Source organism: Roseovarius sp., from assembly GCF_965277045.1.
GTDB lineage: Bacteria > Pseudomonadota > Alphaproteobacteria > Rhodobacterales > Rhodobacteraceae > Roseovarius.
On sequence record NZ_OZ255712.1, the window covers coordinates 1,875,694 to 1,897,838 of the forward strand.

Annotated in this window: 25 protein-coding genes and 1 pseudogene; 11 read left to right on the forward strand and 15 right to left on the reverse strand. The window is 62.8% G+C overall.

The genetic code is table 11. The features are described from left to right. Positions 1–30 precede the first annotated feature (30 nt). Genes ACQY4V_RS09345 through ACQY4V_RS09355 form a run of 3 tightly spaced genes read right to left on the reverse strand, consistent with a single transcriptional unit; the run spans position 31 to position 3,248 of the window. Positions 31–1,698: a ribonuclease J gene (locus tag ACQY4V_RS09345; RefSeq protein WP_428516809.1), complete on the reverse strand. Its 1,668-nt coding sequence runs from the start codon at positions 1,696–1,698 to the stop codon at positions 31–33. 6 nt (positions 1,699–1,704) lie between these two features. Then, a complete protein-coding gene (locus tag ACQY4V_RS09350; protein WP_428516811.1) occupies positions 1,705–2,475 on the reverse strand; it encodes a type III pantothenate kinase in 771 nt (256 codons plus the stop codon). Between the two features lie 20 nt (positions 2,476–2,495). Beyond that, a complete protein-coding gene (locus ACQY4V_RS09355; protein WP_428516813.1) occupies positions 2,496–3,248 on the reverse strand; it encodes a biotin--[acetyl-CoA-carboxylase] ligase in 753 nt (250 codons plus the stop codon). A 212-nt stretch (positions 3,249–3,460) separates the two neighbouring features. Between ACQY4V_RS09355 and ACQY4V_RS09360 the strand changes: the two genes are divergently transcribed. The 3 genes from ACQY4V_RS09360 (at position 3,461) to ACQY4V_RS09370 (ending at position 4,049) form a co-directional block, all read left to right on the forward strand. Beyond that, complete coding sequence (locus tag ACQY4V_RS09360; RefSeq protein WP_428516815.1) at positions 3,461–3,619, forward strand: Arm DNA-binding domain-containing protein; 159 nt, start codon at positions 3,461–3,463, stop codon at positions 3,617–3,619. Positions 3,620–3,690: 71 nt separating this feature from the next. Then, positions 3,691–3,912 carry a phage integrase central domain-containing protein gene (locus tag ACQY4V_RS09365; protein WP_428517209.1) on the forward strand — a complete coding sequence of 74 codons (222 nt, stop codon included), beginning with the start codon at positions 3,691–3,693 and terminating at the stop codon, positions 3,910–3,912. Further along, complete coding sequence (locus ACQY4V_RS09370; RefSeq protein WP_428516817.1) at positions 3,876–4,049, forward strand: helix-turn-helix transcriptional regulator; 174 nt, start codon at positions 3,876–3,878, stop codon at positions 4,047–4,049. Before ACQY4V_RS09365 ends, ACQY4V_RS09370 begins: the two co-directional genes overlap by 37 nt. Positions 4,050–4,322: 273 nt before the next feature. Here the strand turns inward: ACQY4V_RS09370 and ACQY4V_RS09375 are convergent, their stop codons facing one another. Genes ACQY4V_RS09375 through ACQY4V_RS09395 form a run of 5 tightly spaced genes read right to left on the reverse strand, consistent with a single transcriptional unit; the run spans position 4,323 to position 8,804 of the window. After that, entirely contained in the window at positions 4,323–4,928 is a 606-nt protein-coding gene (locus ACQY4V_RS09375; RefSeq protein WP_428516819.1) for a hypothetical protein, read from the reverse strand. Continuing rightward, a complete protein-coding gene (locus ACQY4V_RS09380) occupies positions 4,921–6,171 on the reverse strand; it encodes an ATP-binding cassette domain-containing protein (protein ID WP_428516821.1) in 1,251 nt (416 codons plus the stop codon). The genes ACQY4V_RS09375 and ACQY4V_RS09380 overlap by 8 nt, the downstream gene beginning before the upstream one ends. After that, the gene (locus tag ACQY4V_RS09385) at positions 6,168–6,911 is read right to left on the reverse strand and encodes a hypothetical protein (RefSeq protein ID WP_428516823.1); all 744 of its coding nucleotides are present in this window, start codon (positions 6,909–6,911) and stop codon (positions 6,168–6,170) included. The genes ACQY4V_RS09380 and ACQY4V_RS09385 overlap by 4 nt, the downstream gene beginning before the upstream one ends. Then, complete coding sequence (locus ACQY4V_RS09390; RefSeq protein WP_428516825.1) at positions 6,908–7,459, reverse strand: hypothetical protein; 552 nt, start codon at positions 7,457–7,459, stop codon at positions 6,908–6,910. The genes ACQY4V_RS09385 and ACQY4V_RS09390 overlap by 4 nt, the downstream gene beginning before the upstream one ends. Positions 7,460–7,472: 13 nt before the next feature. Beyond that, complete coding sequence (locus ACQY4V_RS09395) at positions 7,473–8,804, reverse strand: TonB-dependent receptor (RefSeq protein ID WP_428516826.1); 1,332 nt, start codon at positions 8,802–8,804, stop codon at positions 7,473–7,475. A 267-nt stretch (positions 8,805–9,071) separates the two neighbouring features. Here ACQY4V_RS09395 and ACQY4V_RS09400 point away from each other — a divergent pair, with 267 nt between their 5' ends. The 6 genes from ACQY4V_RS09400 to ACQY4V_RS09425 all read left to right on the forward strand — a co-directional run bounded on the left by ACQY4V_RS09400 (position 9,072) and on the right by ACQY4V_RS09425 (position 13,910). Continuing rightward, complete coding sequence (locus tag ACQY4V_RS09400) at positions 9,072–9,650, forward strand: thermostable hemolysin (protein WP_428516828.1); 579 nt, start codon at positions 9,072–9,074, stop codon at positions 9,648–9,650. After that, the gene (locus ACQY4V_RS09405; protein ID WP_428516830.1) at positions 9,650–11,083 is read left to right on the forward strand and encodes an AMP-binding protein; all 1,434 of its coding nucleotides are present in this window, start codon (positions 9,650–9,652) and stop codon (positions 11,081–11,083) included. The genes ACQY4V_RS09400 and ACQY4V_RS09405 overlap by 1 nt, the downstream gene beginning before the upstream one ends. After that, positions 11,080–11,883: an SDR family NAD(P)-dependent oxidoreductase gene (locus ACQY4V_RS09410; RefSeq protein WP_428516832.1), complete on the forward strand. Its 804-nt coding sequence runs from the start codon at positions 11,080–11,082 to the stop codon at positions 11,881–11,883. Before ACQY4V_RS09405 ends, ACQY4V_RS09410 begins: the two co-directional genes overlap by 4 nt. A gap of 3 nt (positions 11,884–11,886) precedes the next feature. Beyond that, positions 11,887–12,747: a TauD/TfdA family dioxygenase gene (locus ACQY4V_RS09415; RefSeq protein WP_428516834.1), complete on the forward strand. Its 861-nt coding sequence runs from the start codon at positions 11,887–11,889 to the stop codon at positions 12,745–12,747. Between the two features lie 46 nt (positions 12,748–12,793). Next, complete coding sequence (locus tag ACQY4V_RS09420; RefSeq protein WP_428516836.1) at positions 12,794–13,189, forward strand: DUF2147 domain-containing protein; 396 nt, start codon at positions 12,794–12,796, stop codon at positions 13,187–13,189. 196 nt (positions 13,190–13,385) lie between these two features. Beyond that, positions 13,386–13,910, forward strand: a complete 525-nt coding sequence (locus ACQY4V_RS09425; protein ID WP_428516838.1) for a helix-turn-helix transcriptional regulator — start codon at positions 13,386–13,388, stop codon at positions 13,908–13,910. A 101-nt stretch (positions 13,911–14,011) separates the two neighbouring features. On the opposite strand, the pseudogene ACQY4V_RS09430 reads toward ACQY4V_RS09425, so the two are convergent. Both ACQY4V_RS09430 and ACQY4V_RS09435 read right to left on the reverse strand, forming a co-directional pair. Beyond that, positions 14,012–14,284: pseudogene (locus ACQY4V_RS09430) on the reverse strand (integrase core domain-containing protein); the annotation flags it as partial. A gap of 192 nt (positions 14,285–14,476) precedes the next feature. Then, the gene (locus ACQY4V_RS09435) at positions 14,477–15,355 is read right to left on the reverse strand and encodes a LysR family transcriptional regulator (protein WP_428516840.1); all 879 of its coding nucleotides are present in this window, start codon (positions 15,353–15,355) and stop codon (positions 14,477–14,479) included. Between the two features lie 77 nt (positions 15,356–15,432). On the opposite strand from ACQY4V_RS09435, the gene ACQY4V_RS09440 reads away from it, so the two are divergent. Next, entirely contained in the window at positions 15,433–16,500 is a 1,068-nt protein-coding gene (locus ACQY4V_RS09440; protein WP_428516842.1) for a TauD/TfdA family dioxygenase, read from the forward strand. Positions 16,501–16,525: 25 nt separating this feature from the next. On the opposite strand, the gene ACQY4V_RS09445 is transcribed toward ACQY4V_RS09440, so the two are convergent. The 5 genes from ACQY4V_RS09445 to ACQY4V_RS09465 form a co-directional block, all read right to left on the reverse strand. Next, positions 16,526–17,269: an enoyl-CoA hydratase/isomerase family protein gene (locus tag ACQY4V_RS09445; RefSeq protein ID WP_428516844.1), complete on the reverse strand. Its 744-nt coding sequence runs from the start codon at positions 17,267–17,269 to the stop codon at positions 16,526–16,528. Next, entirely contained in the window at positions 17,266–18,789 is a 1,524-nt protein-coding gene (locus ACQY4V_RS09450; protein WP_428516845.1) for a tripartite tricarboxylate transporter permease, read from the reverse strand. The genes ACQY4V_RS09445 and ACQY4V_RS09450 overlap by 4 nt, the downstream gene beginning before the upstream one ends. Before the next feature lie 12 nt (positions 18,790–18,801). Beyond that, the gene (locus ACQY4V_RS09455; RefSeq protein ID WP_428516847.1) at positions 18,802–19,305 is read right to left on the reverse strand and encodes a tripartite tricarboxylate transporter TctB family protein; all 504 of its coding nucleotides are present in this window, start codon (positions 19,303–19,305) and stop codon (positions 18,802–18,804) included. A gap of 79 nt (positions 19,306–19,384) precedes the next feature. Further along, complete coding sequence (locus ACQY4V_RS09460) at positions 19,385–20,368, reverse strand: Bug family tripartite tricarboxylate transporter substrate binding protein (RefSeq protein WP_428516849.1); 984 nt, start codon at positions 20,366–20,368, stop codon at positions 19,385–19,387. Positions 20,369–20,439: 71 nt separating this feature from the next. Further along, positions 20,440–21,198 carry a GntR family transcriptional regulator gene (locus ACQY4V_RS09465; RefSeq protein WP_428516851.1) on the reverse strand — a complete coding sequence of 253 codons (759 nt, stop codon included), beginning with the start codon at positions 21,196–21,198 and terminating at the stop codon, positions 20,440–20,442. Positions 21,199–21,369: 171 nt separating this feature from the next. On the opposite strand from ACQY4V_RS09465, the gene ACQY4V_RS09470 reads away from it, so the two are divergent. Then, positions 21,370–22,143, forward strand: a complete 774-nt coding sequence (locus ACQY4V_RS09470) for an enoyl-CoA hydratase-related protein (protein WP_428516853.1) — start codon at positions 21,370–21,372, stop codon at positions 22,141–22,143. Positions 22,144–22,145: the final 2 nt, after the last annotated feature.

A 22,145-nucleotide genomic window follows, 5' to 3' on the forward strand; every position in this document is an offset into this window, starting at 1 on the left:
GCGAAAGCCCACGCGCCCTACCGCCGCGCGTTACGACAGCCGGCTGATGATCACCGTCACCTCGGGCTTCTTGCCGATCTCGCCAAGCGCACTCTGCCGCGCCACCTTGCGCAGCCCGTCCTCCAGCGCCTCGTCATCGCTCAGGGTTTTCGACTTCGCGCGCCCCATGAACTGGCTGAGGTCCTCTTCCAGCACATCGACCAGCGGCGCGCGGCTGCTGCCGGTCTCGGCCAGGCCCATCAACTCGCACCAGGGCTCACCAAGCGGCTCGTCGCTCTCGTCGAGGATCACGTTGATCGTCACATGTCCATTGAGCGCCATGCGGATGCGGTCGCGCACGATCCCGTCCAATGCCCCGATCTTCACCGACCCATCCAGATAGGTCCGCCCGGTCTCGACATACTCGGCCACTTCCGCACGGTTGCCCCAAAGGTCGATCATCGTGCCATTCGGCGCCAGAACCCCGTGCAGCTTGCTTTCGCCTGCCAGCTTCACGTGCTCGCGCAGGTGCCGGTGCTCGCCATGCATCGGCACCACGAATTGCGGCTGGACGATCTGGTGCAGCTTCTTCAGGTCGGGCCGGTTGGCGTGTCCCGACACGTGGTACAGCCCGCTGCTGTCATCCACCACGTCCACGCCCTGTTCGCTGAACTGGTTGATGATGCGGATGACGCCGCGTTCGTTGCCCGGAATGGTCTTTGACGAGAACAGGAACGTATCGCCGGGCTTCAGCTCGATCCCGTTATACTTGCCCTGCGCCAGCTGCGCACTGGCCGCCCGGCGTTCGCCCTGGCTGCCGGTGACGATCAGCATCACGTTCTCGCGCGGGATCTCACGCACTTCCTCGGGGCTGATGGTGCGTGGAAAGTCGGTCAGCACGCCGGTCTCGACCGAGGCCTCGATCATCCGCCGCATCGCCCGGCCCAAAAGGCAGATCGACCGCCCGGCCCGCTCGCCCGCCTCGGCCAGCGTCTTCACACGGGCGACGTTGCTGGCAAACGTGGTCGCCACGACCATGCCCTTGCACCCCGCCACCAGCTTCTCGATCTCGGGGCCCACAGTGCTCTCGCTGCGCCCCTCATGGGCGTTGAAAACGTTGGTCGAATCGCAGACCAGCGCCTTCACCCCGGGCTTCGCGATCTCGGCCCACATCCCCTCGTCAAACGCCTCGCCCACCACCGGGCTCATGTCGATCTTGAAGTCGCCCGAATGCACGATCCGCCCAGCGGGCGTGTCGATCACAAGTCCCGAACTTTCCGGGATCGAATGAGAGATCGGCGCGAACCCCACGGTAAATGGCCCGGCTTCGGTCGTCTCGGGCCAGGGCGACACGGTCTGCACCGCCTTCTCGGGATGGCCATGCTCCTCCATCTTGCGCCGCGCGATATTGGCGGTGAAGGCCCGCGCGTAGATCGGCGCGCCCAGCTGGTCATAGTAATGCGCCACGGCACCCACGTGATCCTCGTGCGCATGGGTGATGAACACCGCCTCCAGCTGGTCGCGCCGCTCTTCCAGCCACGCGATGTCGGGGAAGATCAGGTCCACCCCCGGCGTGCCATCCATGTCCGGGAACGTCACGCCCAGATCCACAAGGATATACCTTTCCTTGCCCGGCGCGCCGTATCCGTAGACATAGGCGTTCATGCCGATTTCCCCCGCCCCGCCAAGGGCAAGGTACGTCAATCTCTCACTGCTCATCCCCGATCAGCCTTTCTTGTTATGGGCATGGATCACGGTCAGTCCATGCATCGTCAGATCTTCTCTTATTTCGTCAAACAGCAGGTCGCCCTGCGCGAAGAGCGGCGCAAGCCCGCCCGTGCCGATAATCTTCATCGGCGTCTCATACTCGGCCCGGATGCGGTCGCACACCCCGTTGACCAATCCCACGTACCCCCAGAACACGCCCGACTGCATGCAGTCCACCGTGTTGGTGCCGATCACCTTCTGCGGTTTCGTCACGTCGATATGAGGTAAGGCCGCCGCCGCCATGTGCAAGGCCTCGAGGCTCAGGTTGACGCCGGGGGAAATCACGCCCCCCACATAGGCCCCGTCCTCGGCCACCACGTCGAACGTGGTCGCGGTGCCGAAATCCACCACGATCAGGTTGCCGCCATAAAGGTCATAGGCCCCTGCCGCATTCACCAACCTGTCCGGCCCCACCTGCGTGCCCTCGTCCACCCGCGGCTGGCGCGGCAGGGCGCATTCCGGCTTGCCCACCACGATGGGCCGGCAGCCGAAAAAGCGGTCGGCAAAGACGCGCAGGTTGAACACCACCCGCGGCACCGTGGACGAGATGATCACGTCGGTGATGTCCAGGTCGATCTCGTAATGCTTCACCAGCGTCGAGAACCAAGTGAAATAGGCATCCGCCGTGCGCGCATGGTGGGTCGACGTGCGCAGGGTGCACAGAAACTCCGACCCGTCCCAAATCGCGAAAACCGTGTTGGTGTTGCCGCAGTCGATCGCCAGAAGCATCTTGGCGCCCCTCTCTTTCGTCAGAAAAACACGTCCGCCGCCGGGATGACGTGGCGCGATTTGGCGTCTGTTAGAACAAGATTGCCGCCCGCGTCCACCGTCTCGAACGTGCCGGTAAAGGTCTCGCGCCCGGTTCTTGCGGTAATCACCTCGCCCAGCCGCGCCGCCCGGTCCATCCAGGCCGCGCGAATGGGGGCGAACCCGTAGGTCACGAACTGCGCCTCGAGCCGCGCATAGGCCGGCGCCAGCAAATCGAGGAACTCCTCGGGGTCGATCTCCACCCCCGCCTCGGACATCAGCGACACGGGCCGCACCGCACCCGGCTCGACCGCGTCCGCCTCGGGGGCCGTCCGCAGGTTCACCCCGATGCCGATCGCAAAATGGCTAAGGCTGCTTCCCGCACCCGCGCTTTCCAACAGGATCCCGGCCAGCTTGCCGCCGTTCAGCAACACGTCATTCGGCCATTTCAGCGCAAAGCCCAGGGGCCGCTCGGTCGCAGCCACGAACGCATCGTACAGCGCCAGCGCCGCCACGAAGGACCGCAGCGCCACCTGGTCCGGGCTTTCGGTGGGCCGCATCACCAGCGTCGCCGCGAAGTTGCCCTCCGGGTTGGCCCAGGGCCGCCCACGCCGCCCCCGCGCCGCCGTCTGGTGCCGCGCCAATATCCACTCCGGCCCTTGCAGGCTGGCCGCAATCCGCGCCGCCTCGGCATTGGTGCTGTCCACCTCGTTCAGCACCCGCCGCCCGTATCCTTCTGGCCACGGCTCTTTCATCGTTCGAAAAATTCTCCCGCCGGCGAGGTATCTTTGTCGCGCCCTACATTCTCACCGCGTGTCATCGGAATAGATTTTCCTTTCATCGTAATAATTTAAGGTTTCAGTAGGTCCCGTAATGACCCGGGAAGTGCCACGTTAGAACGTATATAAAACGGAGGATACTATCATGGCAAAATCAAATCAGGCGGGCTTTGCGACGGGCCAGGCCTGTGGCTTTACAAACGCCTGTCGACAGGTCCCAATGGATCTTTCGCTTTCAGTTCTGGGGACGCCAACGCGAGATGGGTCTTGGGTCATATACAAGCGTCAGTCTCGCCGATGCAAGAAAGCAGCCGAACTTGCACCTCAACAGGTACTGCAGGACGTAGACCCGATCAACCAGCGCCAATTGAACCGGCAACAATCCAATTCAACTGATGGACGTATCGAGCATCTTGCATTGGAAGCACACGAGAAACACAAGAAAAGCCTCAAGCATGGTGGGTCCGATGGCAAATGGTTCAGCCCTCTTCGGCTGCACGTCCTGCCAAAGCTAGGCAAGAGGCCGATTGTTAAGATTGACCAGGAAGACATCGCGCGTGCGTTGGAACTCATCTGGCAAGAGAAGCCGGTTACCGCCAAAAAGTGCGTTTCCAAGTTGAGAACGGTATCCAGAAACTGACCGGCCTCAGCCGCTCGACGATTTACAGACATATTAACGCTGGCACATTTCCAGCACCCGTAAAACTGATCGAGCGTCTTATCGGATGGCGCCACAGCACGATTTCTGAATGGATCGCGGATCGCCAAGAGGTTTGACTTCGTAGGTCCCGCACCCGCCCGGCATATAGAGTGTCGGGCGGCTCTCGGCCCAAACCAGACCTTCGGCAGGAGAAGTGGAGCCGCAGCATAGCTTTTTCGGAGCAGTCATTCGGGTTTGCATGCAGCATCCTCCAGCAGTTGACGGTCAATCCCCGCGCTTATTCGTCCACAGTTCCCGACGTACGAGATCACCTTTGTTATCCATAAACGATAGCAAATCCATGGTGCTGCAGGTTGGCCAAAGCTCGCACCGGCTGTGTTTCTCCCCTTTCACAACTGATCCAGGCCGCGCGCCTCGAGACTGCGGGCCATATCGTCGGAAAGACGAATCGCTCTCACCCCGAGAGGCATCATGATGCGGCCGGGCGCATGCACGAAGTGGCGCGGTCGGACGTCGCGGAGGCGGGCGGGCCAAGTGCCGCTTAACCGGGCGACGAGGAGTATGTCCTTCATGTCACGCAATAGCAGGGGCCAAATCCGAAGGGCGAACAGGAGGATGAGCCGAAGCCTGAACGGCAGTACGCGCTCGAAAAGCATCAACAGGTGGGTCGGGGCCGTCAGCCGATGCAGCCAGAAGATCGGCATGGCCGTCAGCATGAACCGGACCGAGATCTCCAGCGCCAAGGCCCAGTCGACCCTGCCGTTCACGATCAGCATGCCAAGCAGCAGGACAGGGGCATGCCACGCCAACGGCCGCGCGTCACGAAGCGTGGCCCTTGGCCCCGCGGTTGCGAGGAATAGTCCGGTTGCGAGCAAACTCAGCAGGGGCAGCCAGGTCGCCGGTGCCAGAACGCCGAACAGCGCGATGGCGAGCGCGACCATCCAGAGCAACAGTGTGCGATTCCAGACAGAGGCAGGTCCGCGCGTATCAGACATCGATGAGTTTCCCGTCCGACATGCGAAGGTGCCGATCGGCAAAGTCCGGAACGGGCCATTGCGGATCGTGAGTGACCGCAATGACCGTCAACCCTGTACGGTGCACGATCCGCCGAAGTGCGGAGAGTATTGATGCCATCGCGCCGGCATCCAGCCCGCAAAAGGCCTCGTCCAGCAAAAGAAGGCGCGGCATCGATGCAACCGCGCAGGCCAGAACCAAAGCTTGTTTCTGACCGTGTGACAGGGTGAGGGCAGCCTGCTCGGCGAACTGCGAGAGACCGAAGATACGAAGGCACGTCTCGGCGCCCGGTTTCGGAATGGCGCTGGCCACTTCGATCTCGCCGCGCACGGTGCGGCCGGTCAGGCGCAGTTCAGGATCTTGCAGAACAAGCGCGGTTTCCCGGGCCAGGTTGCCCGCGCCTGCCATGTCGCGCCCCAAGATGCGCCGGGTGCCAGAGAGCGTGGGCATGTCGCCGGCGACCGCGCGCAGAAGTGTGGACTTGCCGCAGCCATTTGCACCGCTGACGGCGGTTATCGAGCCCGGCGGCAAGACAAGGTCGATGTTGCGCAGTACCGACGCCGTGTCCTCGTAGCCTGCGGTGAAGGAAACTAGCTCAACTGCAGGCCCTGCTGAAGCGACGGGGGCGTAATCGGTCCACCTTTTACAAAAGCCGGCCACAAGATCCGGCTCGGGTCGAAGGCCTGTCGTGGCATGAAGCACGCGGGTCCGGCCAGATGGCAGCCCTCCCTCCGTTTCCAGGGCCTCTGCCGCGCTGACCACGACCGCTCGGCCTTGGCCGAGCCATTCGGTGATCGCAGCGTCGAGCCGCCTCCGCCCGCTGTCGTCCAACTGCGCGTAAGGCTCGTCGAGAAAGAGCGCATCGGGTTCCAGCGCGTGCAGCGCGCCGAGAAGTGTCCGGCATTTCCAGCCCATGGAAAGTGCATCGGTTCGGGCTTTCGCGCGGTCGTCCAGTCCGAAGGTCGCAAGAGCGCGGGCCGTGCGCCGGGCGATGTCCGCATCCGGCATCTGCGCTGCGACTAATGCGAAGGCGATCTCTTCCTCTACGGTCTCGGCCACGAGCTGTGTCGCGGGATTCTGCCCAAGCAGAACCGCACCGGGCCAGCGTGCCGGGTGCGCCGCGCGCCAATCGCGCAACGCCCTGGAAAGAAGCGTCGTCTTTCCGCTGCCGGTCGGTCCCGAGACCAAGGTCAACTCGCCCGGGACCGTCAATTCGGCCGTCAATGGTTGCGCTTCGGCCAGGGCTTTGTCTCCCACCGTCCCGGCGCGGCTTCGTGGACCATCAGAACCGGGACGCCACCGATCAGAACGGGACGGAACTGATCCGGCACGACCACCCGGTCTTCATCCAGCGGCGGCGGCGCATCGCGCTCCATCACGGCCAGTCGCACGCCGCGCTCGGCTAGGTCCGCGACCGAGTTGTCTAGCGGCCGCTCTTCCAGCGCCGTTACCTCGATGAAGCGCCCGCACCATCCGTGGGCGGTAAGCCCGACCGCACCGAGCGCACCGATTATGCCGCCATTGTCGCCGCCCAGGCCCTCGAGGATCAGGCCTTTGCCGACCCGGATCGCATCGGCCTGCGTCAGAACGCGACGCCTGCAATCGACGCCATGCTCAATTACCCGGGGTGCAACGTCCCGCACAAGGCCAAGGCAGATGCCCGGATCGCTCCCGTCAGAGGCCAGGGCGCGGACATGGTCGCGGGTCGTCTCTGCAATCTCGGGCACGAGCGACGGATCGGACACCCGCACGATGGCGCAGGCCGGGCTGTTCCAGGAGGTGTAGGGAATCTCGGGAACCATCAGGAACTGATGCCGGACCACGCCGACCATCTCGGCGCCGGTCGGCAGGACGTCCTTCAACCGCCGCGTGATCTTGCCGGTGCCAAGTTCGGCCCCTTCGACATCCGTATCCTCGACCCCGATCAGCAAAAGGTTCGGATCGAGAGGTGAGAAGTGTTTCATGATACCCCCGGTGATAGCCCGCCACGTTCAAGCCGCCTTGCCACGAGAAGGGCCAAGACCCCGCCAAGCAAACCGAACATTGCCGCGGGGATCAGTTTCAGCCCCGCCGTGGTCAGTGCCAGATTCCAATCCATCCCGATCAACAGGTTCTGTGCCAGTTGCGCAGGTGCGCGTCCCAGACCGGCGGCAACCCCCATCAGGGCCGCGCCCCAGAACTGCCTTGTCAGCCCGAGGGCTGCCAGCGCATCGACCATCAGCCCTGCCATGCCGGTCTGAAGCAGGACCAGCGGCCCGGTCTTGCCCAGCCCGAGTGCCATCATGGCCAGCCCCGCCAGAACGCCCACGAACGTAGCCGAAAGCCCGCGCGGCACCAGCGTGCGTCCCAGGACAAGGCAGAACGCGAGAAAGATCGCGCTATGCCCCGGAATGCCCAGTTTCAGGCGGAAAAAGACCTTCGTGCTTACCAGCAATACCGTGCATAGCGTGAGGAACATCGCCTCGCGCAGTCGAAAGCCGCCAATGTATCCCTTGTCTGAATGTCCTGTCATGGCGGTCACTTTCTCAGAAGCGGATGCGACCGCCGACCTGGAAGGTCAGTCCAGCCTGCACGAAGCCATAGCTGTCTTGGTAATCCTCGTCGAAGAGGTTGCGGACACGTCCATAGATTTCGGCGTTCTGTCCCTCGAACGCGTGCGTGATGCCGAGGTCGACCAGATGGAAGTCCCCCACGTTGCGCGATTGCGTTCCATTGCGGTTGAGCGTCAGGTTGTCCAGAACCGCGAGATACTGCGCGTCAATGCGGGTCCCGCCGTTGAAGCGATAGCTTCCCGACAGCACGAACTTGTGCCGCGGCCGGTTTTGTAAATCTCTCGAAGGCGCGGCAACACTGCGGTTTTCGGCATCGAGAAAAGTGTAGCCGAGGCCCACCGTCAAGGGTTCAATCGGGGAGGCGCGATAGTCGATTTCCAGCCCGCGCATTCGTAGCTTCTCGACGTTCTCGGACAGACCGCTCGGGCCGCGCTCGATATAGTCCTTGGCGTCGGTCTGAAAGAGGCTTGCGGACAGTGTCGCGTTCCAAAAGGCGAAGCTTCGGTCGATGCCGACCTCGTAATGCAGCGTCCGCTCCGGATCGAGGTTCGGGTTTCCACGATCCGCGGCGAAAAGGTCCCGCAAAGTCGGGAATCGGATTTCTCGGGCATGCTGGGCGCGAAGCGTGGTTTGGCTGTCGAGATCGTAGGTCGCAGCGATGCGGTAATACGTGTCCCCATCCGTTCGGCCGTTCCGCGTTTGCTGAGCGTAGCCGAGACCGGCAACCAAGCCGATCCGATCGACGGGGCGAAATTCGTACTCGATACCGGCGCTCAGTATTTCGGCAGAGGCGTCTGTGTTGATGGGCTGTTGGGTTACGCCACCGCCGCCGCCTCCACCACCACCTCCTCCACCGCCGCCTCCGCCGCCTCCGGAGACTCGTTCAATCCCGCTGGCGGACCAGTCCTGATGCTCATAGCCAAGCACACCCGAAAGTTGGCCTGCGCCGTTGAGGTCGGAGGTCACGAGCAACTGGCCTCCCCAGATCGTGCTGGTCGCGTCTTCGGTGAAAGACCCAGCGGCAGTTTGCGTGTCGAAGCCGGCGTCGTCGTAGCTCTTCGTGAATTCCTGCTCTTCTGAATAGTAGAGGCGCGGCGTGAAGGTGAGAGTTCCCACTTGGTGCGTTCCGACGATTTGGAAGCCGCGTACCGAGTAATTCTCGACACGCTCGAACCGCGTACGACTTGCGAAATCGTCGACCGCACGATCATAGATCGAAGGCGGCTTGCCGTATTCACCTTCGGAATAGGTCGCACTGAACCCGATCGATGTGTCACTGTTGAGCCGGTAGACGCCGCTTGCCAAAAGCTTGGTCTCCTCCCGGTCGCTGTTGATCCGGTCGCCCTTCGGCTGAACCGGTGTCGCGGTGAAATCGTCCGAAAGCGGCCACAGGCGGACGGTCAGAAAAGGTTAGCGGATGCCGAAAATTCAGAAGCCCGGGCATAAACTTTAGTCATATAGCTCTCGATCGCGGTGATGTTGTGACTCCAGTCCAATAGATTTCGAGTGCCCGACGCGGGACATCTCCGGAAAACGAGGCATGAGCAGCCTCCTTTTTCGGAGCACAACCAAATGAGAACAACCATTGCCGTGGACGATGATCCAGCAACTCAGCCCCTGTTCGAGCAGGCCATGGAACATATTGCCCGTAGCTATCGCACGGCCTTTTCCGCGGACACCCGTATCCGGCCCTCGCGCCTCGTGATCACGACGGCCCGCACCGGCGAGGTGGCTTGCGCCATGAGCATCCGATGCCATGACGAGACCTTTTTCTCGCAGCAGTACCTTGACGCACCGGTCAGCGAGCTTCTGTCGCGTCGAACCGGGTTGGCGGTGGGTCCCGTGGAGATCCTCGAAGTTGGAGCGCTTGCCTGCAGCTCGCCGTTTTCCGCCTATCCGACACTGCGCGCCGTATTCGAGTGGGGGCGGGAGCGCGGGATCGGCTGGGGACTTTTTACCGCGACCACCGAGGTACGGCGGCTGATCCAGAGGGCGCGCATCACGCCGCTCATGCTGGCGCCGGCGCAAGCCAATCGGGTACAGGATCCGGATCAATGGGGAGATTATTACGACCATGATCCATGGGTCTGCGCCTTTCGCGACCCGATTCAGCCGGCTGATGCCGCGATGCCGCGGGCGGAGATTGCCTGATGACTCATCGTGTTTTCCGTGCGCTGGCTCTGCATGGGCTACGAACCCCGTACAAGACTGCCCTGCGCTCGGGTGCGCGGCGCATCAATTACGGCGCCCTGACGCGTTTCCTCGCCCAAAGCGCCGACATACTTGCGGGCAGCCCGCGGGTTGTCGGAATTACCACCAGCGATCCGCTGGAGGCTGCCCTTGCCGATCTGGCGTTGACCTTTCACGGTCATGTCGCGGTGCATATGCCGCCGTTCTTTTCACCCATCCAAAGGGCGCATATCGTCGAGGCGGCTGGCATCGAGACGTTCATCGGCGAGTGTAACGCGGCGGCGGTGACCGAAGGTTTGCCGCGCCCGGAAGAGTGCCCACCTCTGAACGGGCCGCTAAGCCTGCCTGTCATCGGTGCACGGCGGATCATCTTTACATCGGGATCATCCGGGGCGCCGAATGGTGTGCTTATCGGTGAACAACAGATGGCGGCGGCGATTGCCGGGCTGGAGAGAGCGATATTACCCAATTCGGACGATACGCATCTTTCGCTACTCCCCATGGCGCAATTGCTGGAACAGGTGGCCGGTCTTTACCTGCCGCTTCTGGCCGGAGCCGAAGTCTGTTTCTGTCCGGAGGCTCTGCATGCGCTCTTCGGCGGGCCGATGGCGCCGGTCATGGCGGCCATGAGCGACGCGCGTCCGACCACGACGGTCCTCGTTCCAGCGCTGCTCGCGCGGATGGTGTCCGAACTCAAGGCAACCGAGCGTACCGCGCCCGAGAGCCTGCGCCTTGTTGCCGTGGGCGGCGCGATGACCTCGCCGGCTCTGCTGGCCAGTGCCAAGGACCAGGGCTTGCCCGTCTACGAGGGATACGGTCTTTCGGAATGCTGCTCGGTCGTGGCGTTGAACATGCCCGAAAGCGCACGGCCCGGGACGGTGGGCAAGGTTCTGGACGGGGTCGAGGTGCGTATCGACGATGGCGAGATCGTCGTGTCGGGTCCGACCGTGATGGAAGGTTATGTCGGGCAGTCACCGGTCAGGGGAGAGTGGCGCACCGGGGACCTCGGGCGCATCGAAGACGGCCACCTGATCCTGGAGGGCCGCAAGGACTGGCTGATCGTCACGCCCCAGGGTCGCAACATCAACCCCGAGTGGGTCGAGTCCTGCCTTTGCGCCGATCCACGCATTCCCGCTGCCGGGCTTCATCTGGCGCAGGACGGACAGCTTGAGATCATCGCCGTCGTCACCGGGCCAGTTGATCCTGCAAAAATTGAACGCCTGTTGGCAGGCCTGCCGCACTATGCCCGTCCCGTGCGCGTCCGCTTCGTACCTGCGTCGCATGAAGGGCTTCTGAAACCTGGCGGCGGCATTGACCGGAGTCAGCTTGAACGGCTCTCGGCGATGCTGCCGTACCGTTCCCTTTCCCATGACCAGAAGGAGTGTGTCGCATGACACCCAAGACCCCCGTTGCCCTGATCACCGGGGCCGGTTCTGGAATCGGCCGCGCGCTTGCCATCGAGGCGGCGCGGTCGGGCCATGACCTGATCCTCGTGGGGCGTCGGATGCAGCCGCTCGAAGACACGGCGGCGCATATCGGTGCCGCAAACGTGCGGCTGGTGCCCGCGGATATCACGACGCAAGCCGGTCGCGCCGCTGTTGTCGAGGCCGCCGGGGACCGGCTCGATTTCCTTGTGAACAACGCCGGGCGACTGGCGGTCGGGCGGCTCACGGACCTTGGCGACGAGGAGATCGCGCAGACCGTTGGCACCAACCTGACAGCCGCTGTGCAACTGACGCGCGACCTTGTCCCGGCCCTGTCAGCGGCAGAGGGGCGGATCGTCAATATCGGCTCGATGTTCGGGTTGATCGCCTTTCCTTACTTCTCGGCCTATTCGGCTACGAAATTCGCCCTGCGAGGCCTGTCCGACGCGCTGCGCCGCGAGTTGTCGGAGTTCGGCATCACCGTGACCTACGTGGCCCCCCGCGCCACACGCACCCCGGCACAAGGTACATTTGCCCATCTGGTCGAGCCTTTCGGAATGGTACTGGACTCGCCAGAGCGCGTCGCTAGTCGCGCCTGGGCGGGCATCATGGCAGGCCGCAAGACGATCTATCCCGGTTTCGGCGAGCGCATATTTGCGCTGCTTCAGGCGATTGCGCCGTCTCTGATCGACACCGCGCTGACCCACAAGGCCGGCACGGCCCGCGCGCAGGCCGCGCTCAATTCCTACACCACGCAGAAAGAGGCTTGACTCATGAGCTACAACATCATCCGCCCGACCGTAGAGGGGCAGCCCGTGACCGACGCTCCCGTGGTGGAGCAGATCCGGTCGCACCTGCAAGAGGACGGCTGGACGCTCTTGCGCGGCTTTCGCCCCGATATGGCGGCATTCAGTGCGCTAACCACCGCGCTCTGTCGGAAGATCACGTTCGACCCGGCGCGGGAATACGGCGACGCCAACACGCAGAAGGTCGACGCCGGTACCGGCCCAATCGGCCTGCATACCGAGAACGGCAATACGCCCGTCTGTCCCGATATCGTCGCCTTCTACAGCCCGGTCGCGGCCTTCGAGGGCTCGCAGACGACCGTGTGCGACGGACGCGAGGTCTACGGCGCGATGAGTGACACTCAAAAGGCCCGGTGGCAGCGCGACATGATCGTGGAACGCTACCTGCCCGAGGAGCTCTGGAAGCGCTACCTGGCCAACGAACACCCTGCGATTTCCCGTCCCGACGAAGTCACGCCGGAACATGTGGAACAGTTCCGCTCCGCGATCCCGAACCAGGATTTCGACCTGCTGGACGATGGCGGCATCAACTACCGTCTGACCGTGGCGCCGGTGCGCGGCTCCGCCCTGTCCGGCGGTCAGGGGTTTGCCAACGCGGTGCTTGGCCCGTCGCACAACTACGCGCCGCCGCGCTATCGCTTTGGCGACACGGATCTTGTCAGCGCGGACGAGATCGAGGAGATGCGCGCGCTGGCCGAGGCCTGCATACACGAGATCAACTGGCAGGATGGCGACATCGCCGTTCTGGACAACACCCGCGTCATGCATGGCCGTCGCGCTATCATCGATACCAACCGCCTGCTGTTCATCGGCATGGGCAACGTCTGACACAACCCGTTCGGAAACCCACATGCCATCAAAGGAGACCAAGACCATGAAACGTATCGCAACCCTCATCCTGTTTTCCCTTTTTGCCGCCAGCCCGGCGCTGGCCGACCCGATTGAAGGCCTCTGGAGAACCGCGCCCGATGACCACGGCGATGTCGGCTACATCCGCGTCGGCACCTGCGGCCCGAGCTATTGCGGTGTGCTGGAGCGCGCGGAAAACGCGCAGGGCAAGGCGATCCAGCCAGATACGCTTGGCCGCAAGATCGTCTGGAACCTGACCCACAGCAGCGCAACCGAATACAAGGGCCGGATCTATGCCCCCGACCGCGACAAGGAATACATGTCGAAGCTGGAGCTTTCGGGCAATCGCGTCTCGGTCAATGGCTGCGTGCTTGGCGGGTTGATCTGCCGCAACGGCGGCCACTGGACTCGGGTGCAGTAAGCACGACGCCCATAATGCGTCGCGAGCCGCTTCATTGCAGCTGACGGCAGGCCCTTTCCGAAGGGCCTGTTCGACGTTTCCAGGGGCGCGGAATGACGCAGGTCGCCACGGCAAGTCGCCATTGCCCTTGCGCCTTTCTTGCCGTTTCATACCAGCTAGGATCTTCGAGGATAGTTCCATGCAGCATGTAGGGTCCATGCAGGCCGGCACCCTGAAATACGTCACCTTGTTTCTGATCGGCAGCGTCGTCTTTTTCGTCTTCGACGTGGCGAGCGACATCTACGAGCGCGTGATCGCCAGCAATGCGCCGAGTTTTCTGGACCTGACGCACCTGTTCTTCGAGGTGTTCTCGGCCGGGGCGCTGATCTTGGCGATCCGGGTCCTCGTTCGTCAGTTGCGGTGGCTTCAGGCACGCAACACCAGGCAGTCAGACTCGCTCAGTTTCCTGCGCGGAGAGATGGACAGCTTCGTTCACGCAAAGTTTGATGAGTGGAGCCTAACGTCGGCGGAGCGTGATATCGCGATGTATATGCTCAAGGGCCTGAGCATTGCCGAAATCGCTGCGGCCAGGTCCACCGCGGAGGGCACGGTCAAGGCGCAGACCTCTAATATCTTCCGTAAGACGGGCGTTGCCTCGCGCATGGAACTGATGAGCCTGTTCATGGACGAGTTCCTGGACATCGGTGCGGAAATTGATGGCAGGCTAAGGCAGGTTGGATAGTTTTTCACCGGAAACCCGTAGCACGCGTGTCCGTCTTCAGAGTTTTTCGGACAAGTCGTTTGTTTTGGTAACGGCGGCTCTGGTTCGGTTTCTGTTTGAGTTTAGGCGGCCGCGGCTTTGTGCTGCAACCGGCGCTTTCGGATTGTCTGTTTCTTGATCTCCTCTCTCATTTTCAGGGTCGTCCGACCCCGACCGTGGTAGACGTCAGCCGGCGTCAGGTTATCCAGGCTCTCGTGGTATCGCCGTGTGTTGTAGTATCCGACGAAGTCGCCGATCTGGCGTTCAAGATCCCCCGGCAGATAGTAGTTTTCCAGCAGGATCCGGTTCTTCAAGGTTTGATGCCAACGCTCGATCTTGCCTTGGGTTTGTGGGTGATACCCTGCAGGGCAGTGGATAGACCGAAGCCTCTGACACAAAATACGTTTCCGTGTCGGCGAGCCTGCTGGTACCAAGACTGCGCAATGGAATGAAATCTACGCTGCAGTTGACCGAGCTGCTGCCAAGGGTGTGATTGTTATCTGGGTGTCCACCTAACCGGCGCCAGCTCAGACCGACATGCGCGCCAATCAAGGCGTACTGAAGGACATCGCAATATTCCAGACGGCGGTTACGGCCGGCGACCTAGCCACACCGGTCTTCTTGACCAAGTAAACTTCGCGTTCCGACGAGGGCTGCAACGGGAGCGCGCGCACGCCGTCGATCTGCCGCGGCAGGGCGAGCGCGGCGACGACGGCCACCCCCTGCCCGCGCCGGACCAACGCGAGTATCGAATGGGTCTGCTGGATGCGGTGCTGAATCTCGGGTTGCACACCCGAGGCGCGAAACCAGTCTAGAATCGTTGGCTCGCTCCCGGCCAGGGTCATGATGAAGGGGGTTTTGGCAAGCTCCACGGCGCCAATCCCGCCCGGCGCATCCGGGGTGTCGGGGACAAGGGCAACAAGCTGGTCGGTGGCGAGCGGGATCGCGTCGAACTCGTCCACGGGATCGGAAAGGATCGCGAGGTCGGTTAAACCGCGCGTAAGCTCGTCCCGGGTCGTGTCGTCAGGACCTTCCTGAATGCTGACGGAAATGCCGGGATGGGCCCGTGCGACGCGGTTCAGAAGGTCCGGCAGGATCCGGGTAGAGGCCGTCGGCCCGAAAGAGCCGATGCGCACGAAACCGGTTCGGTTCTGCCTCAGGGCGCGGAGTTGTTCGTGCAGAGTTTCGAACGACTGCTCGACGTCTCTTGCGCGGGCGACCATGATCTCGCCTGCTTCGGTCAGGGTCAGCGGGCGCGCCTCGCGTTGGAGAAGTGTGAGGCCGATCGTCTTTTCATAATTGGCGATGGCGCGGCTGACCGCGGACTGGGTCAGGCCAAGCTCCTGGGCGGTGCGAGAAACGTTTCCGGTACTGGCGAGGCTGTTCAAGGCGCGCAACACGGTCAGGGAAGGAGGATTGAACATCATGATTATTAATCATTATTATGTGCACTAGAATTAGTCTAGGGAATGATCACGCGACCAGAGGAATCGAGGAAACCGCAATGACCGTACCCGGGATCGAACTGCAGGAACTGCCCGAAGAACTGACCGGCCCGTCGGCCTGGATCGGCAATAAAATGGCGCAGAACCCGGACAAGTGGCTGTACCAGTTGAGCCCCGAGGATATCGCCGATCTCGAACAGGCGGCGCGCGCCTTTCTGGCCACAGGCAAGGATGTCGGCGAGATCAGCAAGGACGCGTTTCCGCTCGGTCACTTTGCCGAGCACCTGCAAGAGCTGCGCCGCACGATGCTGGAAGGCGTCGGCGTCGAGGTGCTGCGCGGGCTGCCGGTCGAAGGCTATAGCCAGGAGTTCGCGGCCGCCGTTTTCTGCGGCATCGGGGCGCATATCGGCAGCGCCCGGTCGCAGAACGCGCAGGGCCATATCCTGGGCCATGTACGCGACATCGGCGCGGACCCCAATGACCCCAACAGTCGTATTTACCAAACCTCGGACCGGCAGACCTTTCACACCGACAGTGCCGACGTCGTGGGTCTTCTGTGCCTGAAGAAGGCCAAGGAAGGCGGCCGGTCTCTGCTGGTAAGTGCCGAGAGTATTTATAACCGGATGCGTGCCGAGCGGCCGGACCTTCTGGAGAAACTGTTCGATCCGATCGCCACAGATCGGCGAGGCGAGGTGCCCGAGGGCGAGAAGCCGTTCATGGAAATTCCAGTGCTGAACTGGAAGGACGGCTATCTGACGGTCTTCTACCAACGGCAGTATATCGACAGCGCGCAGCGGTTCGACGACGCGATGCGCCTGACGCCGGAGCATATCGAGGCGCTGGACATGTTCGACAAGCTGGCCGACGACCCGGAGCTGAACTTCTCGATGGACCTGGAGCCGGGCGACATGCAGTTCGTCTACAATCATTCGCAACTTCATGATCGCACCGGATTTCTAGACTGGCCCGAAAAATCCGAGCGCCGGCACCTGTTGCGTCTGTGGCTCTCCCTGGAGGGCGACCGCCCCCTGCCCGAATGCTTCAAGCAGCGCTACGGGTCGATCGAGATCGGCAATCGCGGCGGGATCATCACGAAGGAAACCAAGCTGCACGCGCCGCTGGATTGATGGAATACGCCGAGGGCGCTGCTTGTCAGCGGCCCCGGAATTCCGCCTTGCGTTTGTCGCGCAAGGCCGCCAGGCCTTCCTGCTTGTCCTCGGAGCTGTCCACTCGATCGAGATCCCGCATCGTCCGGCCCATGTGTTCGGCGGGCGAAGATGTCAGCATGTCCGAGACCACCGACTTTTTCAGGGTCCGCAGGACGAACGGCGCCATGACGGCCATTTCGCTGGCCATGGCAAGGGCTGCCTCCAGATGTTCTCCCGGCTCTGTCACCTCGTTGACGAGGCCCATCTGAAACGCCCTGTCGGCGCTGACGGCACGGCCCAGAAGCATGATCTCCATGGCCATCTTGTGCGGCAGGCGGGCGGCCAGCGTGGCGATGTAGCCGCCGGTGACGCCGACCTTACCCTCGGGGTAGACGAATTTCGAACGGGTGGACGCGACGCACAGATCCGACAGCGCGGCCAGAACGATGCCGCCGCCGATGCACAGCCCGTCAATGGCGCAGATGACCGGCTTCATCGTTGTGATGCCCAATCCCGGCAGACAGCGCCACAACTCGGGAAAATCGGTAAGGTCGGCGCCTGCTGTGAACGCCTTGTCCCCTGCCCCGGTCAGGATCGCGACGCGCTGGTCGTCATCGGCATCGAAGGCGGCGAACCCCTCCTGCAATGCCAGCGCCAGAGCCGTGTCGATGGCATTCATCTTGTCGGGGCGGTTGAGCGTGAAGATCGTCACCCGCCCCCGTTTCTCGATCTGCAGGCCGTCTGTCATCCCCGTTCCTCTTTCGAAGCGTCGGGATCGGGCAGCGCCGCTTCGGGCGCATTGCCTGCCAAGTGCCGCCGGATCATCAGCCCCACCGAAAGGAACGTTAACGCCCAGAAGATCCAAGTGATCCAGCTGCGCACAAAGATCGTCATGCTGCCCTGCGACATCAGCAGGGATTGGCGAAAGCTGTCCTCCAGCATAGGCCCGAGGATGAAGGCGATAAGGAACGGCGCCGAGGGCACGTGCATCCGCATCATCAGAAAGCCCAGAAAACCGAAAGCGACCATGACATAGAGGTCGAAATAGGAATTGTTTACCGCGTAGGCACCGAAGACGCAGAGGATCATGACCACCGGATAAAGGAAGGACGGTGGGATCGAGGCGATGTGCTTGAAAAAGTGGATCGCGGTCTTGCCGATGATCAGCAAAAACAGCGAACTGATCGAGATGCCGATGAACAGCGCATAGATCAGGTCGATATTCTGCTCGAAGAGCAGCGGCCCGGGCCGCAGCCCGTGGACCATGAACGCACCCAGGATCACGGCGGTAATCACGTCGCCCGGAATGCCGAGCGCCAAAAGCGGAATCATAGTGGAGCCCGCAACGCCGTTATTGCCCGCTTCGGCAGCGGCGACGCCCTCGAGTTCTCCCTTGCCGAAATTCTTGCGGTTGGGTGAGCGGCGCATCGCCTCGGAATAGGACACGAAGGCCGAGGGCGCGCCGCCGATGCCGGGAATGGCGCCGAGTATGACCCCGATGATGCTGCCCCGAAAGATTGACCGGAAGCAGGACTTGAAATCGGCCCATGTCGCGCGCGAGCCGGCCGGGTCGGACGCCATCTTTCCGGTCTCGTTGCGGCGGGCATAGCCGTTCAGGATCTCGGGAATTGCGAACAGGCCGATCAGCAGCGGGATGAAGGCAAGCCCGCCCAGAAGGTCCGAATTGCCGAAGGTGAACCGGTCGGTGCCGTAGATGAGGTCGAGCCCAACTGTGGCGAGTAGCAGCCCCGCCCCGGCCGAGATGAATCCGCGCAAGAGGCTGTCGCCCGACACGGAAGCGATAATGGTCAGGGAGAAGAAGATGAGCGTGAAATTCTCGGGCGGGCCGAAGCTGGTCACGAGCGCGGCGAGCCACCCCACCAGCAGGATCAGCGACAGGTTCGACACCAGGTCGGCGAAGCACGATGCGTAGAGCGCCATGTCGAGCGCCCTGCCCGCCTGACCCTTCTGCGCCAGCGGATAGCCGTCGAGCACCGAGCATGACGCGGCGGGCGTGCCGGGCGCGCGCACCAGGATCGCAGGGATCGAGCCGCCATAGACCCCACCCTTGTAGACCCCCAGAAGCAGCAGAATACCGGTGACGGGCGGCATCGTGAAGGTGAAGGGCAGCGTAAGCGCGACCGCCATGGTCGATGTCATACCCGGGATCGCGCCCACGACCACCCCGATGGCGATGCCGCCGGCCAGCGCGATCACGTTGTAGATGTTCAGGAAAAGGACAAGAGCGTCCGAGAGGTTCTCGATCATGGGACCAGCACCTTAAAACACGCTGTTGAGCGGACCGAGCGGAACCGGAACCTTGGCCACGAAGCGGAAGAACATGTAGAGAACCGCGACGAAGATAACGGAGACTAAGATGGCCTTGGGCCACTGGCGCGGTTCGTGCAGAACGATCATCGCCAGCAATAACGCGATGCCGGGCAGGACCACGCCAAGCGGTTTCAGCAGCGCACAGAAAAGAACCATCAGACCACCCGCGAGGATCACGCGCAGGTCGCTCGCGCCGAAAGGCGGCTCGTCGAACTCGCTGCGTTGCGGGTCATTGTCCTGCACCTTGTCATAGTAGGCGCGAACCGCCAGAAATGCGCCGAAACCCGCGACGCTGACAAGGATGATGCGTGGCCAGAAGGTCGGCGACAGCGCGAGATTGGGCACGACCTTGGGCGCCTTCACGGCCCAGGGCAGGATACCGAACAGGATTAACAGCGCCAAGGCGCAGGCAAAGAGCCCGAGCAGGAAGTCGCGCTTGTGAGCGGTCTTCACGGGTCGAATCCTCCGGATGGGACGGATGAGGGAAAAGTCCGGGCGGACGGTAAGGGCTCCGCCCGGGCTGCGATATGGCTCAGTCGATCTGCAGGCCCAGCTTGTCGACGAGGCCGCTGAACGTGTTGTACTGGTTCTCGACGAACGCCACCGTGTCCTCGGGCGACAGCATCTTCGGAATCGAGCCCAGCGAGATGGTCTGGTTCACCCAGCGTTCATCCTCGCCGATCTTCGGAAGTGCCTCGGTCCAGGCCGCGACGGCGGCTTCATCCATGTCCGGCGGGCCGACGAGACCCGACCAGCCCACGAGAGCTTCCATTCCGGGAATGCCCAGTTCGGACGCCGTTTGCACATCGGGCATCGAGTCCAGCCGTTCCTGCGTGGTCACGAGCAGCGGACGCAATTGACCGCCCTCGATCTGGCTGACGATGGCCGAGACGTTGGAGCAGACGAAATCCACCTGCCCGGTGGCCGCTGCGGCCGCGGCGGCACCGCCACCCTGGAACGGAATGTGCGTGGCATCGGTGCCGGGATTCTCGAAGCCCAGCTCGTCCAGCAGCATGATGCCGCCCAGGTGGTGCAGCGTGCCCACGCCCGCCGAACTGTAGGTGATGGCGCCGGGGCTTTCCTCGATCGCCGCCTTCAGGTCATCGAGCGTCTCGTAAGGTTTCGAAGTCGCAGTGGCGCAGGCCGCCGGGTTGACCTCGAGCAGGCTGAGATAGGTGAAATCGTCCCAGTTGTAGGGCATCGACGTCTTCAGCGCCGGCGAGATGCTGTGCGAGCCGATGCGCGCCAGCAGCAGGTTGTACCCGTCGGGGTCGGAATTCTTGACATAGGCCGAGCCGGTTGCCCCGCCTGCGCCCGCTCGGTTCGTGACCAGCACGGGCTGCCCGATATAGTCAGGCGCCACGTTGGCCAGGTTACGCGCCGCAAGGTCCGAGGCGCCGCCGGGCCCATAGGGTGCCGTCAGTTGAATGGGCTGCGACGGGTAATCTTGCGCCATCACCGGCAAGGCCGTCACGGCCGCAATGGCCATCCCGGCAAGAAGTCTGGTCTTGGTCATGTGTATCCTCCCAATACATTTTTCGTGGGCGTTCTCGCCCGTTCGTCGACACACGCCACAGGCGTATGCCGTCAGGACCGCAGGGTCGGCTCCTCCGCCTGGTCTGCGGTCAAATCGAGACTGATCTCGAATTTCACCATGTCTCCGCGATAGGAGACATCGTTGAAATAAAGGATGCGGCCCGCGGGGTCCGTCAGGATGCGGCGGATGTCGCCAAGCGGGGCGCTGAGCGGCAGGCCGAGAAGCGACGCCTTGTCCATGTCCGCCTGCCCGATGGTCAGGGTCTGGTGGCACTTGGCAATGGTCACGTCGGGCAGGGATTCGATCACGGGGATGATCGTCTCGTGGTCGAACCGCTCGGGGCATTTTGCATAGATGTCGGACGCGATATAGGCATCGGCCACGAGGCAATCGAGCCCCTTCAGCGCATTGACGCGGCGCAAGAAGACATACGAGTCGGCGGCTTGTCCTCCCTTGAGGTCGCCCATCTTCAACTCCACGTTCTCGCGCTTTTCGATCAGGCGCGGATCGGTCTTGGTGACCATATCCAGAAGTTCGGGCCAATCCAGCCCGACCGCAAACGTGTCCTCGGACGCCACGCTGTCGGTGACAAAGGTGCCTGCCCCCTGTTGCCGCATCAGACGGCCTTCATCCTCGAGGATCGCAACCGCCTGGCGAATGGTGACCGTGGCCACCTTGAACTCTTCGGCCAGCTCGGAGATCGGCTTCAGCCGGTCCCCCGGGGACAATGCGCCCGAGCGCAGCCGCTGGCGCAGGATATCCGCCACATGAAGGTAAAGCTTGCCGGGACTTTTCCGCAGAACGTCCATGGTGTCGACCCCTTGTTTCGGCGCGCCGCTCCGGCACGCCGCCGGGATAACGCTTCCCTCACGCTAGCAAACAAAGGATCGTTCCGTCCAGAAAATTGTGATTGTTTTTATGTCATTCCAATCTTAGTATGATTTCAACCTGATTACGCTGGCCTTTGGGGGAGGAGACTGATGCCGGACCTGATCCTGGAAGACCGCCGCGAGAGCGGCGTGATCCTGCTGACATTGAACAAACCGGACAGCCGGAACGCCCTGAGTCCGGACCTGCGGAAGGCCCTGACCGACCGATTCGCGGCACTGTACGACGACCCGGATGCCCGCTGTGTCGTGGTGACCGGCGATGAGAAGGCCTTCGTCGCGGGGGCCGATCTGAAGGACATGGCCCGCATGGGAACCGCCGAGATCACCCGCTCCAACGTCCGGCGGATGTGGCAGGTGATCGGGCAATGCCCCATCCCCTTCATCGCCGCGGTCCGGGGCGTCGCCCTGGGCGGTGGCTGCGAGTTGGCCATGCACGCAGACATCATCATCGCAGGCGAAGGCGCCAGGTTCGGACAGCCCGAGATCAAGGTCGGCATCATGCCCGGCGGCGGCGGCACGCAGCGCCTGACCCGCGCGGTCGGCAAGTTCAAGGCGATGAAGATGATGCTGACCGGCGATCCGATCACCGGCCGCGAGGCATTCGACATGGGGTTGGCCAGCGAATGCGTGTCCGACGAGGCCGTACTCGAGCGCGCGCTGGAGTTGGCCGAGCAGATCGCCGCCCTGCCCCCGCTGGCGGCGCGCCGCATCAAGGAGGTCGTGCTGGCCGGACAGGACACCTCGCTCGACGCGGGCCTGATGCTGGAACGCCGCACCTTCGACACGCTCTTCGACACCGAGGACAAGGCCGAGGGCATGAACGCCTTCATCGAGAAACGCAAACCCGAATTCAAAGGAAAATGACC

Excerpts from the sequence above, each read along its gene's own strand:
- ACQY4V_RS09345 (WP_428516809.1), bottom strand. The coding sequence starts at position 1,698 with ATGAGCAGTGAGAGATTGACGTACCTTGCCCTTGGCGGGGCGGGGGAA.
- ACQY4V_RS09350 (WP_428516811.1), bottom strand. The coding sequence starts at position 2,475 with ATGCTTCTGGCGATCGACTGCGGCAACACCAACACGGTTTTCGCGATT.
- ACQY4V_RS09355 (WP_428516813.1), bottom strand. The coding sequence starts at position 3,248 with ATGAAAGAGCCGTGGCCAGAAGGATACGGGCGGCGGGTGCTGAACGAG.
- ACQY4V_RS09375 (WP_428516819.1), bottom strand. The coding sequence starts at position 4,928 with ATGTCTGATACGCGCGGACCTGCCTCTGTCTGGAATCGCACACTGTTG.
- ACQY4V_RS09385 (WP_428516823.1), bottom strand. The coding sequence starts at position 6,911 with ATGAAACACTTCTCACCTCTCGATCCGAACCTTTTGCTGATCGGGGTC.
- ACQY4V_RS09390 (WP_428516825.1), bottom strand. The coding sequence starts at position 7,459 with ATGACAGGACATTCAGACAAGGGATACATTGGCGGCTTTCGACTGCGC.
- ACQY4V_RS09400 (WP_428516828.1), top strand. The coding sequence starts at position 9,072 with ATGAGAACAACCATTGCCGTGGACGATGATCCAGCAACTCAGCCCCTG.
- ACQY4V_RS09405 (WP_428516830.1), top strand. The coding sequence starts at position 9,650 with ATGACTCATCGTGTTTTCCGTGCGCTGGCTCTGCATGGGCTACGAACC.
- ACQY4V_RS09410 (WP_428516832.1), top strand. The coding sequence starts at position 11,080 with ATGACACCCAAGACCCCCGTTGCCCTGATCACCGGGGCCGGTTCTGGA.
- ACQY4V_RS09415 (WP_428516834.1), top strand. The coding sequence starts at position 11,887 with ATGAGCTACAACATCATCCGCCCGACCGTAGAGGGGCAGCCCGTGACC.
- ACQY4V_RS09420 (WP_428516836.1), top strand. The coding sequence starts at position 12,794 with ATGAAACGTATCGCAACCCTCATCCTGTTTTCCCTTTTTGCCGCCAGC.
- ACQY4V_RS09425 (WP_428516838.1), top strand. The coding sequence starts at position 13,386 with ATGCAGGCCGGCACCCTGAAATACGTCACCTTGTTTCTGATCGGCAGC.
- ACQY4V_RS09435 (WP_428516840.1), bottom strand. The coding sequence starts at position 15,355 with ATGATGTTCAATCCTCCTTCCCTGACCGTGTTGCGCGCCTTGAACAGC.
- ACQY4V_RS09440 (WP_428516842.1), top strand. The coding sequence starts at position 15,433 with ATGACCGTACCCGGGATCGAACTGCAGGAACTGCCCGAAGAACTGACC.
- ACQY4V_RS09445 (WP_428516844.1), bottom strand. The coding sequence starts at position 17,269 with ATGACAGACGGCCTGCAGATCGAGAAACGGGGGCGGGTGACGATCTTC.
- ACQY4V_RS09450 (WP_428516845.1), bottom strand. The coding sequence starts at position 18,789 with ATGATCGAGAACCTCTCGGACGCTCTTGTCCTTTTCCTGAACATCTAC.
- ACQY4V_RS09460 (WP_428516849.1), bottom strand. The coding sequence starts at position 20,368 with ATGACCAAGACCAGACTTCTTGCCGGGATGGCCATTGCGGCCGTGACG.
- ACQY4V_RS09465 (WP_428516851.1), bottom strand. The coding sequence starts at position 21,198 with ATGGACGTTCTGCGGAAAAGTCCCGGCAAGCTTTACCTTCATGTGGCG.
- ACQY4V_RS09470 (WP_428516853.1), top strand. The coding sequence starts at position 21,370 with ATGCCGGACCTGATCCTGGAAGACCGCCGCGAGAGCGGCGTGATCCTG.